The sequence below is a fragment of the Mesorhizobium sp. P171375 genome, from assembly GCF_057786075.1.
Window position 1 is genome coordinate 4,458,815 of sequence record NZ_JBYNWF010000001.1, and the last position, 17,813, is coordinate 4,476,627.

16 protein-coding genes are annotated in these 17,813 nt (G+C 63.0%); 7 read left to right on the forward strand and 9 right to left on the reverse strand.

Going from position 1 to position 17,813, the window contains the following annotated elements; translation table 11 throughout:
* Positions 1–46: 46 nt before the first annotated feature.
* The 4 genes from ACYHH6_RS21490 to ACYHH6_RS21505 all read right to left on the reverse strand — a co-directional run bounded on the left by ACYHH6_RS21490 (position 47) and on the right by ACYHH6_RS21505 (position 3,806).
* On the reverse strand, positions 47–595 hold the full coding sequence (locus ACYHH6_RS21490; protein WP_112561509.1) for a hypothetical protein: 549 nt from the start codon (positions 593–595) through the stop codon (positions 47–49).
* 82 nt (positions 596–677) lie between these two features.
* Positions 678–1,742 (reverse strand): YcjF family protein, encoded by a 1,065-nt coding sequence (locus ACYHH6_RS21495; RefSeq protein WP_352586810.1) that lies wholly within the window; start codon positions 1,740–1,742, stop codon positions 678–680.
* Entirely contained in the window at positions 1,739–3,217 is a 1,479-nt protein-coding gene (locus tag ACYHH6_RS21500) for a YcjX family GTP-binding protein (RefSeq protein ID WP_352586812.1), read from the reverse strand. Before ACYHH6_RS21500 ends, ACYHH6_RS21495 begins: the two co-directional genes overlap by 4 nt.
* 85 nt (positions 3,218–3,302) lie before the next feature.
* The gene (locus ACYHH6_RS21505; RefSeq protein ID WP_352586814.1) at positions 3,303–3,806 is read right to left on the reverse strand and encodes a SixA phosphatase family protein; all 504 of its coding nucleotides are present in this window, start codon (positions 3,804–3,806) and stop codon (positions 3,303–3,305) included.
* A 255-nt stretch (positions 3,807–4,061) separates the two neighbouring features.
* On the opposite strand from ACYHH6_RS21505, the gene dksA reads away from it, so the two are divergent.
* Positions 4,062–4,478: an RNA polymerase-binding protein DksA gene (gene dksA, locus ACYHH6_RS21510; RefSeq protein WP_112395407.1), complete on the forward strand. Its 417-nt coding sequence runs from the start codon at positions 4,062–4,064 to the stop codon at positions 4,476–4,478.
* A 173-nt stretch (positions 4,479–4,651) separates the two neighbouring features.
* Here the strand turns inward: dksA and ACYHH6_RS21515 are convergent, their stop codons facing one another.
* Positions 4,652–5,365, reverse strand: a complete 714-nt coding sequence (locus ACYHH6_RS21515; RefSeq protein ID WP_352586816.1) for a hypothetical protein — start codon at positions 5,363–5,365, stop codon at positions 4,652–4,654.
* A gap of 207 nt (positions 5,366–5,572) precedes the next feature.
* Here ACYHH6_RS21515 and cckA point away from each other — a divergent pair, with 207 nt between their 5' ends.
* Positions 5,573–8,146, forward strand: a complete 2,574-nt coding sequence (gene cckA, locus ACYHH6_RS21520) for a cell cycle histidine kinase CckA (protein ID WP_352586818.1) — start codon at positions 5,573–5,575, stop codon at positions 8,144–8,146.
* A 172-nt stretch (positions 8,147–8,318) separates the two neighbouring features.
* Complete coding sequence (locus tag ACYHH6_RS21525; RefSeq protein ID WP_352586820.1) at positions 8,319–9,029, forward strand: purine-nucleoside phosphorylase; 711 nt, start codon at positions 8,319–8,321, stop codon at positions 9,027–9,029.
* Positions 9,030–9,032: 3 nt separating this feature from the next.
* On the opposite strand, the gene ACYHH6_RS21530 is transcribed toward ACYHH6_RS21525, so the two are convergent.
* Positions 9,033–9,335, reverse strand: coding sequence for a ribbon-helix-helix domain-containing protein (locus ACYHH6_RS21530; RefSeq protein WP_112561515.1), 303 nt, complete (start codon positions 9,333–9,335; stop codon positions 9,033–9,035).
* Positions 9,336–9,558: 223 nt separating this feature from the next.
* Here ACYHH6_RS21530 and ACYHH6_RS21535 point away from each other — a divergent pair, with 223 nt between their 5' ends.
* The 3 genes from ACYHH6_RS21535 to ACYHH6_RS21545 all read left to right on the forward strand — a co-directional run bounded on the left by ACYHH6_RS21535 (position 9,559) and on the right by ACYHH6_RS21545 (position 12,189).
* A complete protein-coding gene (locus tag ACYHH6_RS21535; protein ID WP_352561776.1) occupies positions 9,559–9,954 on the forward strand; it encodes a VOC family protein in 396 nt (131 codons plus the stop codon).
* Between the two features lie 82 nt (positions 9,955–10,036).
* A complete protein-coding gene (locus ACYHH6_RS21540; RefSeq protein ID WP_112561517.1) occupies positions 10,037–10,567 on the forward strand; it encodes a gluconate 2-dehydrogenase subunit 3 family protein in 531 nt (176 codons plus the stop codon).
* 50 nt (positions 10,568–10,617) lie between these two features.
* Positions 10,618–12,189: a GMC family oxidoreductase gene (locus tag ACYHH6_RS21545; protein ID WP_352586822.1), complete on the forward strand. Its 1,572-nt coding sequence runs from the start codon at positions 10,618–10,620 to the stop codon at positions 12,187–12,189.
* Positions 12,190–12,254: 65 nt separating this feature from the next.
* Here ACYHH6_RS21545 and ACYHH6_RS21550 read toward each other — a convergent pair whose 3' ends face one another.
* From ACYHH6_RS21550 to ACYHH6_RS21560, 3 genes are all read right to left on the reverse strand, one after another.
* Complete coding sequence (locus ACYHH6_RS21550; RefSeq protein WP_352586824.1) at positions 12,255–14,168, reverse strand: PhoX family protein; 1,914 nt, start codon at positions 14,166–14,168, stop codon at positions 12,255–12,257.
* Between the two features lie 139 nt (positions 14,169–14,307).
* Complete coding sequence (locus tag ACYHH6_RS21555) at positions 14,308–15,654, reverse strand: FAD-binding oxidoreductase (RefSeq protein ID WP_352586826.1); 1,347 nt, start codon at positions 15,652–15,654, stop codon at positions 14,308–14,310.
* A 109-nt stretch (positions 15,655–15,763) separates the two neighbouring features.
* Positions 15,764–16,162, reverse strand: coding sequence for a hypothetical protein (locus tag ACYHH6_RS21560; protein ID WP_352586828.1), 399 nt, complete (start codon positions 16,160–16,162; stop codon positions 15,764–15,766).
* A gap of 313 nt (positions 16,163–16,475) precedes the next feature.
* Between ACYHH6_RS21560 and urtA the strand changes: the two genes are divergently transcribed.
* Positions 16,476–17,786: an urea ABC transporter substrate-binding protein gene (gene urtA, locus ACYHH6_RS21565; protein ID WP_352586830.1), complete on the forward strand. Its 1,311-nt coding sequence runs from the start codon at positions 16,476–16,478 to the stop codon at positions 17,784–17,786.
* Positions 17,787–17,813 lie beyond the last annotated feature (27 nt).

A 17,813-nucleotide genomic window follows, 5' to 3' on the forward strand; every position in this document is an offset into this window, starting at 1 on the left:
CGCGGGGCGTAAAACTGTCCGTTGCTTTCCGGGAACCGCTTGAAGGTCAGTTCTTGGCGATGGAGCCGACTTCGACGGCATCGACGCGCTTGAGGCTCATGCCGATCACCGGCACCAGTTGCTGGTCGACGCGCACGGCGATGGTCACCGTCATCGAATTGTCGTCGGGAATGCGGGCCTGCATGACGCCGCGCAACTGGTTGCGGTTGATGGTGAAGACCACCTTGCGGGGATCGACGACATTGCCGCCGATAATGTCGAGGCCCGAACCCGCGGCGCCGCCCATGAAGTTGCCCTTGTAGTCGCGTCCCTTGCGCTCGACGGTCGCCGACATTTTCTGGGTGAAGACACCGACCCGGCAGTCGCCGTCGAGCGACATGCCCGTCTTGTTGTCAGGCGTCGAGCCGTCGAAGCTGCAGGTGAATTTCGTGCCCTTGTATTTGCCGGCGACGATCTCGCCCGGGCCGACCCATTTGCCTTCGACGGTGCGGAAGAACTGCTTGTCGGGTTCGGCTGCAGAGGCTTTCCCGGCCAGGCCCAGAGGTGCAGCAAGCGCGACCAGGGGCAGGACGCAGGACAAGATTACGCTTTTCATAGACGACACCCGGCAACAAGGAGGCTGTTGTTGGACGACCATGAACAAGATTGGTTAATGCTTGGTGACCGCGAGAGGACGTTCACTTGTCGGGAGCAGGCGTTTCACTCTCTTTTTTGGTCGCGAACGAGGTCAGCGCCGACAGGAAATCGCCCATGCCCGGCCGCCTGGCGGCAATGAAGGGCAGGGGCCGCGCCGTCTCCATCGCGGCGATGCCGATGCGCGCCGTCATCATGCCGTTGACGACACCTTCGCCGAGTTTCGCCGAAAGTCGCGCGGCAAGGCCATGGCCGACGATCTGCTGGACAAAGCTGTCGCCGACGGCGATCGAGCCGGTCACCGCCAGGTGGGCGAGAACGCTGCGCGCCAGCCGGAAAAAGCCCAGCGTGCCGGGCCGGCCGCCGTAAAGCTCGGACAAGCGGCGAATGAGGCGCCCGGCCTCAAAGACGACATAGGCAACGTCGACCAGGGCACGCGGGCTGACCGCCGTCACCAGTGACACACGCTTGGCCGCTTCCAGGATCATCACCTTTGCCCTGGCGTCGAGCGGCGCCAGAATCTCGGTTTCGGCCAGCCGCACCAGATTGCCGCCATCGATGATCTCGCCACGTAGTTCGGCCAGCGATCGCCTGCCGGCCGCCGTTTCTGGTTTCGCCGCGACAAAGGCCGAGAGTTCTTCGACGACGGCCCTTGCGGCCTTCGGATCGTCGCGCGCCACGGCATCGAGAGCCCGTTTTTGCAGCTTTTCGACCTCGGCCAGCCGGGCGATGGCCAGGAATTCGCGCACCAGCACCACCACGAGCGCCAGCATGGCGATTGCGGCCATGGCAGCCGCCAACCAGCCCAGCCACTCCGCGCGCTCGAACAGATCGCGAATGAGCTGGTCGGTCCACAGGCCGACGGCCAGCGAAACCAGCACGCCGACCGCGCCGAAAAACAGGCTGGCAAACAGCGAGCGCTTGCGCGGCGCGGTCGCCGGCGGCGGTTCGGCGGCGACGATGTCAGGCTCGTCGAAGACGTCGATCTCGGCCGGTACGACAACGGCCCGCGGCTTGCGCGTCGGTAGCGGCTCGGCATGGCTGCGGGCCTGCTTCGATTCGGCCTCCGGCTCGATACGGAAAGCTGCCGGTCTGCGGGGCGCGGTCATGCCAGATGGTCTCCGATCAGGAACTGCAAGGCGCGGTCGAGCCTGATATGCGGCAACGACAGCGTGACGCCTTCGGCGGTGCGTTCAAGCTTTGGCGGCCGAAAGCGCACGAAACGGATCGCCGGGTCGTCGCCGCTCTGTCTGTGGTCAGCTTCAGAAACATCGAAAACCGCTTCAATTTTCTCCGGCAAGTCACCGGGAAATATGGCGGTCTCGGCTTTGCCGTCGAAGGTTTCGCTGTTGATCCTCTCGCCCTTCAGCGGCGTTCCGATGATCACCGGCAGCGTCTCGCGTCCCTGCTTGACCGTGCCTTCGCGTGTCGCGCGCACCGCCGCCATGGCGACCACGTCGACATCGGCACCGGTAAAATTCGCCCGCGCCACGGCCCGGTCGGCAAGCCGCCGCACGATCGCCTGCAGCCGGTCATGGCTTTCGTGATGCAGATGGTCGGCCTTGGTCGCAGCGACCAGGATGCGGTCGATGCGGCGCGAAAACAAATCGGTGAGGAAATTGCCGCGGCCGGGGCGGAAACAGGAGAGGATCTCGGTCACCGCGCGTTCGAGGTCGGCCATCGCGCCGGGGCCGGCGTTCAGCGCCTGCATGGCGTCGATCAGCACGATCTGGCGGTCGAGGCGGGTGATGTGTTCGCGGAAGAACGGCTTCACCACATGCGTCTTGTAGGCCTCGTAGCGGCGCTCCATCATTGCCTGCAGCGAACCGGAGCGTGGCCGCCGCTCGCCTTGGAGCAGCAAGGGCGCGAAGGTCAGCGCCGGCGAACCCTCGAGGTCGCCAGGCATGAGGAAACGGCCGGGCGGCAAGGTCGAGAGCGCCCGCTCGTCGAGCTTGCAGGCCTTGAGATAAGCGGCAAAGCCTTCGGCCAGCCGGCGCGCCGTCATTTCGTCAGCGTCGGCATTGGGGTCGATCGTCGCCGACAGGGCCCTCCACTCCTGCGACAGGTCGTGACGCGCCGGCAGCATCGCCATTTCGAAGGCTTCGCGCGAGAAATCGGCGAAGGATTTGCCGAGCAGCGGCAGGTCGAGCAGCCATTCGCCGGGGTAGTCGACAATGTCGACCGACAACCGCCCGCTGGAAAACATGCGGTTCCAGCCGGAGGCCGATTCATATTCGATGGTGAGCCTGAGTTCGGAAATGGCGCGCGTCGAGTCCGGCCAGACGCGATCGTTGACCAGGGCGGCGATATGGTCCTCGTACTGGAAGCGCGGCACGGCGTCATCCGGCTGTTCCTCGAGGAAGGCGCGCGCGATGCGTCCAGACTTCTGCGCCTCGAACAGGGGCAGGCGTCCACCATGGATCAGATTGTGGACAAGAGCCGAGATGAACACCGTCTTACCGGCGCGGGAAAGGCCGGTGACGCCGAGCCGCAGCGATGGCGAAAACAGCCCGCTTGCCCGCCCCGACAGCGTATCCAGGGCAATTCTCGCTTCGTCTGTGAAGGTGGTAAGCGATGATGCCAAAATCTGTTCTCTCGGGCCTCGGTCCGCCCCGATATAGGCTTTGCATCCGCAGTTTGAAATGGCGTCCGGACCTGGCCGGCTCCGCTCAGAGATCGGCGGGCGTCAGGAAGGCTTCGAGATAGCCGGCACCTCGCGCGGCCTCGGTGAGGGTGCCCTCGAAGCGCACGACCGCCAGGCCGGAGGTCGGGAAACCATGGTTCATGATGGCCCGCGCCGCTTCGTCGCCGTCGCCCGAGACCGCCATGGCAAGGTCTTCCGTCATTGGATTGTGGCCGATGACCAGCAGCGAGCCCGGCCCGCCATTGCCGCGGATGATGGCGAGATAGCCGGCGGCATCCTCGCTGTAGAGCGTGTCGAAGAACAGCACCCGGCCGGTGTCGGTGTGGCCGGCTATGCCCTCCAGCGTCTGGCGCGCCCGCTTGGCGTTGGAGCAGAGCGTGATATCGGGAATGTAGTTGCGGGCACGCATCGCCGTGCCCATCGTTTCGGCATCGGCAATGCCGGATGCGTCGAGCGGGCGGTCGAAGTCGCGCACGCCGGGCAGGGCCCAACCAGCCTTGGCATGCCTCAATAGATACAGTCTGCTCACCGGACCCCCATGGTGTGCTTCCTATCAAAATGACACAATTGGATTAGCCACGAGAACGGCCTGCCACACAATGGGCGGCGGCGCCCAAGCGCAACGAATCATATGCGAATTCGCCCGCGCCTTGCTGTGGACGGCTTTGCCGCCGGTCGCTGCATACGGCATTAACAATTGCGTGAAACGCGCGCCGATTACGCTTGTGCAGCCTTCACTGCGCGAATATATAAGCGCGAAATTTGGGGTTGTTGGGTGAGTCGAATGAACGATATCTCTACCGCCGATTACGTACCCTCCGAAGACGAGCCGTTCATGAACGAACGGCAGAAATCATACTTCCGCCTGAAGCTCGTCACTTGGAAGAACGACATACTGCGCGAAGCGCGCGAAACTCTCGAAATCCTGCAGCAGGAAAACGCCAACCACCCCGATCTCGCCGATCGGGCTTCTTCTGAAACCGACCGCGCCATCGAACTTCGCGCCCGCGACCGCCAGCGCAAGCTCATTTCAAAGATCGATTCGGCGCTGCAGCGCATCGATGAAGGCACTTACGGCTATTGCGAGGAAACCGGCGAACCGATCGCTCTGAAGCGTCTCGACGCACGTCCGATCGCGACCCTGTCGATCGAAGCGCAGGAGCGCCACGAGCGCCGCGAGAAAGTCTATCGCGACGATTGAGCCGCAGCTATCAAGTAGAACTGTTCATCAGAAATGGCCGGGTTTCCCGGCCATTTCTTTTTTTGCGCGTAGCTTCCGGGTTTTTGCCGCGCTAGGCCTCGGTTCGAAGAGATCATACGCAAGAATGGTATAGATCCACACTCCGGTCAGGACCGGCCGGTTTCCGGTAGGATTTATCGCTTCTGACTGGCGAGTTCGCCGAGCAGCTTGGTCATCTCGTCATCGAGTGAAGCCGGCGCTTTCGCCGCCGGCTTGCTGGCGTGCGAATCATCGAGCGAGACCTCAAGTTCCCGCATCAGCGTGTCGTCGATGGACTCGCGCTTCGGTGGCGGCGGGGCCTGCCGGGCGGTGTTGGCGGCCGCGCCATAGGCCGGCAGCGGTGTCACATTGCTCGCCTGGTAGATTTGGGTTGGTTTTGGCGCCGGTGCGGCTTGGCGTGGCGGAACGGCGGCAGGGGCCGCCCTTGCCGGTTGCGGCGGTGGCACCTGCCTTGCAGGTGCGGCGGGGGCGGGTTGTGCTGCGCGCGGACGCGGCGCCTGCTGCTGCAGGCCACCACCGCCGCCATCGCCGGTCAAAGCCGGACGGCGTGGCGCCGCCAGCCTGATATCGCGCTCGACGACGACGTCGGTCGGGCCGCCGATCAAAATCAGGTGTTCGATATCGTCGCGCCGGATGAGCACCAGCCGGCGGTGGCTGTCGACCGCGGTGGCGTCCATGACCGCCAGCCGCGTCTTGCGGTTCCTGCCGCCGGCAACGAAGGTGCCGAAAGTCAGGTTGCGGACCAGCCTGATGATGACAAGCACGATGACCAGCAGGACAAGAGCGGCAAACGTCCACAGCAGCGCTGCGGCATATCCAGGACCCGCCACGCTATCCAGCCACTGCATCGGTGCCCCCAAATCGGTTTTTGAAGTGGAAATGACACTAGACCGTTGCGACCGGGCACCGCAAGTTGCCTTCACGCCTCATGAACAGCTTGAAACACCGGCGCGTCATTTTTATCAGACATTTGCCGGCAAGGCCTTTTCCGGACTAGGAGAATGTGATTCAACCGGCCGGGGGCGATGTCGGACAAACTCACGAGCAGGGGGCATATGGCCAGGGAAACGCGCGGCGATTTCTATCCGGTACCGATCGTCGACCAGAACACGCGGCCAGGCGCGGTTACCCGGCTCATCGTCTTCATCATCGTCCTGACCGGGGCCGCGATCGTTTTCGGCATTTTCCGCGAGCGTCTTGGCGATCCCTTCCTGCTCGGCATGCTGGGCGTGCTTGCCATGATCGGCGTCGGCTTCCTGTTCGCCACGGCCATCGGCTTCGTGCAGATCGCGCCGCGTTCGACCGGGGATGAACTGTCGAAGGCCTTCGTCGATTCGATGTCGCAGGGCCTGATCGTCACCGACACCAAGGGCCGCGTCGTCTACGCCAATCGGGCCTATGCCGAGATGACCGGTGCCGCGTCGGCAGCCGACCTGAAGACGGTCGAAGGCCTGCTTTCCGATGTTCCCGAAGCCTCGGTGACCATATACCGGTTGGCCTCGGGCCTGCGCGACGGCCAGGCCGGCGACGGCGAATTCCGGCTGGCGCAGTCGATCCGGCCCGGCGCCGAGCCAGGCGCGCGCTGGTACCGCGCGCGGGCCCGCACCTTCAGCGTTCCCGGCCAACGTTTGCCCATGCTCGCCTGGCAGCTCGCCGATATCTCGCAGGAACGGGCAGAGCAGGAGCGTTTCTTCCTCGACCTGCAGAAGGCCATCGACCATCTCGACCACGCGCCGGCCGGCTTCTTCTCGGCCGACCAGGAGGGCCGCGTCACCTACATCAACGCCACGCTCGCCGAATGGCTGGGCATTGACCTCGCGAGCTTCACGCCTGGCGCGGTCACGCTGCCGGAAATCGTCGCCGGCGACGGCATGGCCCTGGTGCGCTCGGTCAAGGCCGATCCTGGCACCACCCGCAACGCGGTCATCGACCTCGATCTGACGACGACGACCGGCGAAGCGCTGCCGGTGCGCTTCATGCACCGCGTCTCGGCCAGCCGCGAGGGGACCAACGGCCCGACCCGCACAATCGTGCTCAACCGCACCCAGGGTGAGGACGCGTCCGCCGACCTTCGCGCGTCGGAAGTGCGCTTCACCCGCTTCTTCAACTCGACGCCGATGGCGATTGCCGGCGTCGACGCCAGCGGCCGCATCCTGCGCACCAACGCGCCGTTCCTGTCGCTGTTTTCCTCCGTCGTCGATCGCGATGCCGTCGACCGCCGCGTGCGGCTGGATACGGTCATCCACGAGCGCGACCGCCCGGCCTTTGCCGCCGCCTTCGAAAAGGCGCGGCTCAGGCAGGCCGACATCGAGCCCATCGACACACTGCTGCCCGGCAATGAGGAGCGCCACATCCGCTTCTACGTCAACGCGGTCGCCGATGGCACCGGCGGCGAGGGGGCTGAGGAATCGGCCATCGTCTATGCCGTCGACACCACCGAGCAGAAGGCGCTCGAGGGCCAGATGGCGCAGAGCCAGAAAATGCAGGCTGTGGGACAGCTCGCCGGCGGCATCGCCCACGACTTCAACAATGTGCTGACTGCCATCATCATGGCGTCGGACCTTCTGCTGACCAATCACCGGCCGTCGGACCCGTCCTTCCCCGACATCATGAACATCAAGCAGAACGCCAATCGGGCGGCCTCGCTGGTGCGGCAACTGCTCGCCTTCTCACGCAAGCAGACGCTGCGGCCGGAAGTGCTGAACCTGACCGACGTGCTTGCCGACCTCAGGATGCTGCTTGCCCGCCTGGTCGGTAACGACATCAAGCTGAAGGTCGACCACGGCCGCGACCTGTGGCCAGTCAAGGTCGACATCGGCCAGTTCGAGCAGGTGGTGGTCAATCTCGCGGTCAATGCGCGCGACGCCATGCCGGCCGGCGGCGATCTCACCGTGCGCACCCGAAATGTTACCGCCGAAGAATGCAAGAGCTTTTCCTACCGCGAACTCACCCCGGCCGACTATGTCGTGGTCGAGGTCGAGGATAGCGGCTCCGGCATTGCGCCGGACGTGCTGAAGAAGATCTTCGAGCCGTTCTTCACCACCAAGGAAGTTGGCAAGGGCACCGGTCTTGGCCTGTCGATGGTCTACGGCATCATCAAGCAGACCGGCGGCTTCATCTTCTGCGATTCCGAAGTCGGCAAGGGCTCGACGTTCCGCATCTTCCTGCCGCGCCATATAGCGGAGGCGAAGAAGCCGGGTGAAGTCGGCGAAGCGCCGGCAGCCCCGGTGAAAGCCGCCGACCCCGGCAAGGACCTGTCGGGCTCGGCCACGGTGTTGCTGGTCGAGGATGAGGACGCCGTGCGCATGGGCGGCTCGCGGGCGCTGACCTCGCGCGGCTACACCGTGCACGAGGCGTCCTCGGGCGTCGAGGCGCTGGAAGTCTTCGAAGCGCTCGGCGGCAAGGTCGATATCGTCGTGTCTGACGTGGTGATGCCGGAGATGGACGGACCGACGCTGCTTGGCGAATTGCGCAAGCGCCAGCCCGACATCAAGTTTGTCTTCGTGTCCGGCTATGCCGAAGATGCCTTCGCCCGGAACCTGCCGCCCGACGCGCAATTCGGTTTCCTGCCGAAGCCGTTCTCGCTCAAACAACTGGCCACTGTCGTCAAGGACGTGCTTGAATCCTGATGCATGTCGCTCAAAAGTGGCCCCGGTTTTGAGAAAACGACATGCATAAAACAAAAGCCTAAAGTGCGTCGCAAGCGACGCGCTTTAGATCTCCCTAATTCACCGCTTGCGCAATGACGTGACGCTGGCATGATTGCAGGCGAACGGGGCGGCGGGTTTTGGGGAGCATGTCGTGACGCCGCACAACGAGGCAGCCAAGGGTGACTATGCCGCAACGGTGCTGTTGCCGGGCGATCCGCAGCGCGCCGAGTGGATGGCGAAGACGTTTCTGGAGGCGCCGCGCTGCGTCAACCGTCGCCGGGGCGCGCTGGGCTTTACCGGCCTCTATCGCGGTCGTCCCGTCAGCATCCAGGCCACCGGCATCGGTGTCCCGTCCTTCCTGGTCTATGTGCATGAGCTCCTGGATTTCCACGGCGTCAAGACGCTGATCCGCACCGGCACCTGCGGTGGTCTGACCCCCAACGTCCCGCTGCGTTCCGTGGTGATCTCGCAATCGGTGCGCGCCGAAAGCGAGCGAAGCGGCCAGGTCTTCGGCCTCTACGATGCTGCTGCCGGGCCTGATCCCGGCCTGTACGCCCACGCCTTGGCCCGCGCCGCTCAACTCGGCATCGACCATCAGGCAGGGCTGACCATCTGCAGCGATGTATTCTATCACCCGGAAGGGCGCGCTCGATTCGCTGAAGCACAGACGCTTGGCGCGCTCGCCGTCGACATGGAAACCAGCGCGCTCTACCGCCTCGCGGCGCATTTCGGCGCCCGCGCCCTGTCGCTGCTGACCGTCGTCGACAATATCGTGACCGACGAGCTAACCGCCTATTCCGAACGTCAGGCTTTGTTCACCGACATGGCGCGGCTCGGGCTCGAGGTTGCGGCCGAGGGATAAGCTTCAGGCGGCTTGGCGCTTCGGCGTCAGCTCATCCATGTCAGGCCGGTGACCGCGCAGATAGAGCGCACAGGTGGTGCGGAGCATCGAGGCGAAGTTGGGAATGGCGCCGTTGATCTCGATCGCCTCGTCATAGAGTTTCGAGATGAATTTCGGCGTCGTCAGGCCCTGGCTGTCGGCAATCTCGTCCAGCAATGCCCAGAATGTCGCTTCAAGCTGGATGCTGGTCGAGTGTCCGTCGATGCGTATCGACCTGTTGATCTGTCGGTAGCCCTCCGGATCCTGCCCGGCAAAAACCCTGCACATTCCTACCTCCCGATATTGTTGGTTTTGGGCGCAGTGAGTCGCGCCTTCAAGCATATATTTGTGCGAGCCATTTTCTGCCGGAAAGCCGCAAACGGCAATCGGACTTTCGTCTTTAGGCCCCAGGCATAGCAGTGATTGCAAAATTAGCCGTGGTAACCGGCTGCCACCACCTTTCGCGCATGCCGCCCATAATCGCCTCCTACATGCAGCGACGGAGACTGATTTGGCGAAAGCGATCCATTCCATGATCCGGGTCCTCGAGGAGGCCCGATCCGTCGATTTCTACAGAAACGCTTTCGGGCTCGATATCGCCGACAGGCTGGATTTCGAGACATTCACGCTGATTTACCTCGCCAGCGCCGAAACCGGGTTCGAGCTCGAACTCACCGTGAACAAGGGCCGCACCGAGCCTTATGGGCTTGGTGACGGTTACGGTCACCTGGCGGTCTCGGTCGCCGATCTCGACAGCGAGCACGACCGCATCGGCGCGCTCGGCCTCAACCCCAAGAAGATCGTCGAGTTCAACCGCGATGGGTCGCTCATCGCCCGCTTTTTCTTCATCGAGGACCCCGACGGCTACAAGATCGAGGTTCTGCAGCGTGGAGGGCGCTTCCAGTAGGGGATTATTCCGCCGCGTTTAGCCGCGCGACGCCAGCAACGGTGCTCTTCAAGGGCGCAAATAGCAAGCAGGGAGGAACAAAATGGTCACGATCTATGACGGGAAGCCTGGGCTCTCACGTCGTGAACTTCTCAAGCGCGGTGGCATCGGCGCGCTGCTCGTCATTTCCGGCAGTGCGGTCATCAGCCCCGAAAATGCCTGGGGGCTCGAGACATCGGCACTAAAGCCCGAAACCATGGCGACGCTGATCCAGATGGCGCGCGACATCTATCCGCACGATCAGGTGCCCGACAAATACTACGCCATCGCCGTGAAGGGCCATGACGAGCAGGCCGGCAAGGACGCCGCCTACAAGACGATGATCGAAGACGGCATTGCCGACCTCGACAAGAAGTCGGGCGAGGGCGGCTATCGCGGCCTCGGCTGGGAGGAGCAGCGCGTCGCCGTGCTGCAGCAGATCGAGGCGACGCCGTTCTTCCAGTCGATTCGCGGCGGCCTCGTCGTCAGCCTCTACAACCAGCAAGAGGTGTGGCCGATCTTCGGCTACGAGGGCGAGTCCTACTCCAAGGGCGGCTACATCGCGCGCGGTTTCGACGACATCGAGTGGCTCTAGAGCCCCTGTCGTTTTGAACCCTCGCAAACAGGAATTCATGGGAGGAAACCATGGCAGCTTCATTTGATCTCAAGAACGACAATGTCGTCGTCATCATCGGCTCCGGCGCCGGCGGTGGCACGCTCGGCAACGAACTCGCCCAGAAGGGCGTCGATGTCGTCATCCTCGAGGCCGGCGCCCGCCACGAATATGAGGACTTCATCAACGACGAATGGGGCTCCTTCAGCCAGCTTGCCTGGACGGACAAGCGCACGACGTCCGGCGACTGGCGGGTGTCGAAGGATTTCCCCAATTTGCCGGCCTGGATCGTCAAATCGGTCGGCGGCTCGACCACGCACTGGGCCGGCGCCTCGCTGCGCTTCCAGGAGCATGAGTTCAAGACGCTCTCGACCTATGGAAAGGTGGAAGGCGCCAACCTGCTGGATTGGCCGGTCACGCTGGCCGAGATGGAGCCCTACTACGCCAAGGCCGAAGCCAAGATGGGTGTCACCGGTACCAATAACTGGCCGCGGCTGCCCGGCAACAACAATTTCAAGGTGCTGAAGGCCGGCGCCGACAAGCTCGGCTACAAGGAATGTCATACCGGCAACATGGCCATCAACTCCGTCGAGCGCGACGACCGCAACTCCTGCCAGCAGACCGGTTTCTGCTTCCAGGGCTGCAAATGGGGCGCCAAATGGTCGACGCTCTACACCGAGATCCCCAAGGGTGAGGCGACAGGTCATCTCGAAGTCAGGCCGAATGCCATGGCGATCAAGATCAACCACGACGCTTCAGGCAAGGTGACCGGCGTCGTCTACGCCGACAAGGACGGCAAGCTGCAGGAGCAGAAGGCCCGCATCGTCGCCGTCGCCGGCAATTCGATCGAAAGCCCGCGCCTGCTGCTGAACTCCGAGTCAGCGAAATTCCCCCACGGGCTTGCCAATTCGTCGGGACAGGTCGGCAAGAACTACATGCGCCACACCACCGGCTCGGTCTACGCCATCTTCGACAGGCCGGTGCACATGTATCGCGGCACCACCATGGCCGGCATCATCCGCGACGAGGCGCGCCATGACCCGTCGCGCGGTTTCGTCGGCGGCTACGAGTTCGAGACGCTGTCGCTCGGTCTGCCCTTCATGGCCGCGTTCCTCAATCCCGGCGGCTGGGGTCGTTCCTTCACCACCGCGCTCGACCATTATGATCATATGGCCGGCCTGTGGATCGTCGGCGAGGACATGCCGCGCGCGGAAAACCGCATCACGCTGCACAAGGACGAGAAGGATGCGCACGGCATGCCGATCGCCGACGTGCATTTCGATGACCATCCCAACGACACGGCGATGCGCAACCACGCCTACAAGCAGGCTACAGCGCTTTACGATGCGGTTGGCGCGACGCGCTCGTTCCCGACGCCGCCCTATCCCTCGACCCACAATCTCGGCACCAACCGGATGAGCGAGAAGGCGGAAGACGGTGTCGTCAACCAGCACGGCCAGGCGCACGACATCAAGAACCTGTTCGTGTCGGACGGCAGCCAGTTCACCACCGGTGCGGCCGAAAACCCGACGCTGACGATCGTGTCGCTGGCGATCCGCCAGGCCGAATACATAGCGTCGCAAATGTCGGCCAAGACGATCTGAGCCGTCCTCCCGGACCGCTACGCGGAACGCGCATGGGCGCGTTCCGCACTATCTCCCGAGATTGACTAGGCGCCGACCGGCTGCCCGTCCTTGCGGCGGATGGCGACGACGGACGGCCGCGGCAACTGGCCGTCTTTGAAATCGGGCCACAGCGTCTGCACCTTGTCGAGCGTCTCGGCGTCTTCCGCAGGGTGCTGTACCGACAGGAACAGCGTGGTGCCGTCCGGCGTGAAGCACGGGCCGGTTGCTTCCGCGCCATGCGGGCAAGTGAACAGCAGTTTCGGCAGGCCGCGCGCGGCACCCTCGGTGTCGACGCCATAGACGCCGTCCGGCAGGTCGAAATCATTGGCGCCGTCGGTCGCCACCCACAGCCGCCCGGCCGGATCGAAGGTGATGTTGTCGGGGCAGACGAACCAGCCATTGTCCGACGTATCGGGATGGAAGGTCGCGCCGACCTTGGCATCCCTGGGATTGCCACAGAGCACGAACAGATCCCAGGCATACTTTTCCGCCGTGTGGTCGGCATCCGCGCCGCGGCCGCCGGGCGGGATCAGCTCGACAATATGGCCCCAGAGGTTTTCCGGCCGCGTGTTGGCCGGATTGACCTTGGACTGGTCGCGCTTCTTGTTCTTGGTCATCACCGCATAGACGCGGCCGGTCACCGGATTGGTCTCGATGTCCTCGGGCCGGTCCATCGGCGTGGCGCCCAGCGCGTCGGCCGCAAAACGCGTCTTCAACAGCACTTCGGCCTGGTCGGCAAAACCGTTCTCGGCAGTGAGCTTCCCCTGGCCATGCACCAACGGCAGCCATGTCATCGAGCCGTCGGTATCGAAGCGGGCGACCGACAGCACGCCCTCGTCGAGCAGATCAGCGCCTGAGGCCGGGTTGGCCTTGTCGTAGGCTTTTGCCGAGACGAAGCGGTACATGTATTCGAAATAGTCGTCGTCACCCATATAGACGACGACGCGGCCGTCCTTGTTAAGGACCACGGTCGACGCCTCATGCGACATACGTCCGAGTGCAGTGCGCTTTACCGGCTTGGACTGCGGGTCGTAAGGGTCGATCTCGACCACCCAGTCGAAGCGGTTGGCCTCGTTCGGCTCCTTGTCGAGGTTGAAGCGGTCGTGGAAGCGGCCGCGGCCATAGATGTCGGAGCCGTCAAAGCCGTAACGGTCGAGCAGTTCGGCGGTCGGCGCCGTCTTCGGGTCGCCGCCGAAAATGTCCGACACGCCTTCCTCGCAGGTCAGCACCGTGCCCCAGGGGGTGAAGCCGCCGCTGCAGTTGTAGCTGGTGCCGAGCACCTTGGTGCCGGTGGCGTCGGCTGAAGTCATCATCAAGGCATGGCCGGCGGCCGGCCCGGAAACGGTCATTTCGGTGTTGGCGGTGATGCGGCGGTTGAGCGGGCTGTCAGCGACGGTTGCCCACTTGCCGTCCTTCAGTTGCACTTCGACGATCGAATGGCCCATCGCGGCCATGCCGAGATCGACCTGTTCCTTGGTCATCGTCTTGCCGGCGTCGTCCTCGGTCATCCCGGAAAACATCACATTGGGCGAGATGTATTCGTTGTTGACGCAGAGCAGACCGTGGTCGGAGTTCACCGTGCCCTTGGGGAGCGGCATGAAGGCGATGTAGTCGCAATTGTAACCGAAGCGTTTCTCCTGCTCGTCGGCGGCGACCTTGTTGCCGTCGAACTCGGCGAGGCCGGCTGCAAGCGGATCGCCCCAGCGCGCGACGATGGTCGTCTCATAGCCATCAGCGACGGCATGGGTTTTGTCGTAGACCCGCTTCAGCTCGGGAAAGCCGAGCGTCGACTGCGCTGCCGCGGCATGCGTTTCGCCGGCAAACAAGGAGCCGACAAAGCTGCCGCCGGCAATCAAAGCGCCGGAGGCAAGGCTGCCCTTCAAAAGAGACCGGCGCGAGACGCGCTCGGCAATGACGTCGCGGATGACGGGGGAGGATGAAGACGGTGCGTTGGCCATGGTGTCTGCCTCTCGGGGTGGATGTTACGGCGCACCCGCTGCCCTAGTCTGCTTCGGCAACATCCGCATGACATGAGGGAGAACAGTTTCGAGACCGCAGAAATGGCGACCTAAGGCGGGCAGCTTCTTTCAACTGCAATCACCGCGGTGCGGCCGCCAAAGGTACGATGTTCTGGTTGAGGCGGAACCGATTGGTTGGATCAAGACGGGATTTCAAGCGCCTCAGTCGATCATATTTGACGGCCCCATAAGCGCCCGACGCGATGGCGGTATCGGCCTGTTCGTTGATATAGTTGGCCTGTATCGACGGATCGGCCATTTGCTCGGCGGCAGCCCTTCCCCATGCAATACAGCGCTCGTCGTCTGCCGGATTGTCCCATACGGGCTCCGCAATCCAATAATACCCAGCCTGCCTACCGGAGTAGGCCGTGGCGTCTTCCGGCACATCCGAAACAGCGCCTCCAAGTTGCGTCACATAGAGTTCAGAATCCGGTGTCGGCGCCGTGGTGATCTGCTGGACCATGGCGTCCACCGCCTCTCCGCTGATATCCCGCCAAAATCCACCCTTTGCGTAATACCGGCGCGACCAGGCGAAATGAACGTCGTTGCGGCTTTGCAGCTCAATGAACGGCATGGCGCCCATCGTTCCTTCTCCCGCGCCTGCAAGCTCGCCGAAAGGTGAGAGCATCCGCTCCGCATGCCTGCTGTCGCCGACCCAGACGGCCGTCATGCCCAGACTCAGTGAGGCCAGTGTGAAGGCAACAGAGAACTCTCGCGGGCGTTGTTGAGCCAATTCGCCCAGGACGGCAATCGCTCGCCGCGCGCTGGCGACTGGGTAGCTCCACTGGCCAACCGACACCAGGCCAAGCTGATGCAGTTTGAACTTGAAGCGAGTAACGACACCGAAATTCCCGCCACCACCTCGGATGCCCCAGAAAAGTTCAGGATCCGAGTCCGCATCTATCCAGGTGACACTGCCGATGGCGGTCACGATCTCGGCCCCAATCAGGCTGTCGATCGTCAGTCCGTAGGCGCGGCTGACACGACCCATGCCGCCGCCAAGGGTGAGGCCTGCGACCCCGGTGTGAGAAATGACGCCCGCCGGAACCACATACCCCTTTGAAACTGTCGCTCCATCGAGATCTCGCAGCATGGCTCCGCCGCCGGCCTCGACTGTTCCGGCGCTTGTGTTCAGGCGGGTGGAATTGAGTTGCGACAGATCGAGCAGAAGCCCGGCGTCACAAGTCGATAGACCTGGGAAACTGTGTCCGCCTGCCCGGATCGCAAGGACCGCATCGCAACTGGCCGCGATGTCGATCGCCTTTCGAACGTCATCGACATTTTCTGCGTATAGTACAGCCGCCGGCTTCCGATCGACGACGCCGTTCCACACCCTTCGGGCACGATCATAGTCCCGATCACCAGGCATGATCAGGGGCCCGCGACATTTGGCCAAGGCGAGCTTTCTTCGCAGCACGTCGGACATTCGAGCCCCCACTCCAAGCGACCCGCAAACGGTATCACGCGTTTGACGGACGAGAAATAGTCAGTGCAAGCGACGTCATCAGTACTGCTTCCGAGGGCGGCCGATCGGCTTACTGGGCCTTGGTGCAGGTCGAGGCGGTGAAGGCACCGTCGGGCTGCTTCAGGATGATGTCGAAGGACGGGGTGGTCTCGCCGTCCAGCGTCGCCTGCGTCATCGAGACGGAGTTGCCGCCGGTGGTGTAGCCGCCCAGCGGGCCTAGCCAGGTGATCTCGCCATTGGCGTTCATCTGGTAGTTATAGCCTTGCAGCGCGGTGCCGAACGTCACCGGGCCGGAATAGACATTGCCCTTGATGGTGATGTCACCGAGGTTGAGGAAGGCGCCAAGCAGATAGACTTCGCAGTGATAGGTGCCGTCCGGCAGCTTGCCATCGCTGAAATCGGCGCGCGCGCCGTCGCTCGTTGCCATCAGCAGCAGGATGCCGGAAATGCATGAGATGCGGGATGTCATCGGGTCACTCGTTTGCGGAGTGAGCTTGCCCCATTTTTGCGCCGTGCCGCAATATTGTTCGTCCGCATGCCGCTGGCTGAGTTCAAAATCTAGGCACTTGTCATAATTGGGCGAAAATTAGGCAAAAGCCTTGTGCGCTGCGCAAATTTCCCTCAATCAATTTTTAACCGGCTGCCTTTGTTTTCTTTAGGCTAATATAATAATCGGCTGATAACGTTAGATTATTTCCCATTTCCGAGGGCCGCATTTGCGTTTGGCACGGCTGTTGCATTGGATGGTTGCGCTGCAATCAACCAGCTTGGGAGTATTCGGTATGAGGGGTAATTTCGCGACAATAACAAAAATGTTTTCGGCCGGCGTAGTCGCTGCCGGCCTGTCGATGTCGTCTCCGGCCAAGGCCGCCGAAGACACGATCAAGGTCGGCATTCTGCATTCGCTGTCGGGGACCATGGCGATTTCGGAGACGACGCTGAAAGACGCCATGCTGATGCTCATCGAAGAGCAGAACGCCAAGGGCGGCCTGCTCGGCAAGAAGCTGGAAGCGGTCGTCGTCGATCCGGCGTCCAACTGGCCGCTGTTCGCCGAAAAGGCGCGCGAGCTGATCTCCAAGGACAAGGTCGCCGCCGTGTTCGGCTGCTGGACATCGGTGTCGCGCAAATCGGTGCTGCCGGTGTTTTCCGAGCTCGACAACATCCTGTTCTATCCCGTCCAGTATGAGGGCGAGGAAAGCGAGCGCAACGTGTTCTACACCGGCGCCGCACCAAACCAGCAGGCGATCCCCGCCGTCGACTACCTCATGAGTGAGGATGGCGGCTCGGTGAAGCGCTGGGTGCTGGAAGGCACCGACTATGTCTATCCTCGCACCACCAACAAGATCCTCGAGGCCTATCTGAAGGCCAAGGGCGTCGCCGCCGAAGACATCATGGTCAACTACACGCCGTTCGGCTTCTCCGACTGGCAGACCGAAGTCTCGGCGATCAAGAAGTTCGGTTCGGCCGGCAAGAAGACCGCCGTCGTCTCGACCGTCAATGGCGACGCCAACGTTCCCTTCTACAAGGAGCTCGGCAACCAGGGCATCAAGGCCGAGGACATCCCGGTCATGGCCTTTTCGGTCGGCGAGGAAGAACTAGCCGGTCTCGACACCGCGCCGCTGGTCGGCCATCTCGCCGCCTGGAACTATTTCGAGAGCGTCGACACGCCGGAAAACAAGAAGTTCATCGCTGACTGGCACAAGTTCATCAAGAACGACAAGCGCACCACCAATGACCCGATGGAAGCCCACTATATCGGCTTCAACATGTGGGTGAAGGCGGTCGAGAAGGCCGGCACCACCGGTCCGGACAAGGTCATCGACGCCATGGTCGGCGTGTCCGTGCCGAACCTGACCGGCGGCTATTCTACGATGATGCCGAACCATCACATCACCAAGCCGGTGCTGATCGGCGAGATCCAGGCCGACGGCCAGTTCGAGACCGTGTCGCAGACGCCCGGCCTCGTGATGGGCGACGAGTGGTCCGACTATCTGCCTGACTCCAAGGACCTGATCTCGGATTGGCGTGCGCCTCTGTCCTGCGGCAACTTCAACGTTGCCACCGGCAGGTGTGGCGGCAAGGGCACGAACTGATCCCTCCCGGGACTGGCCGGTTCCACG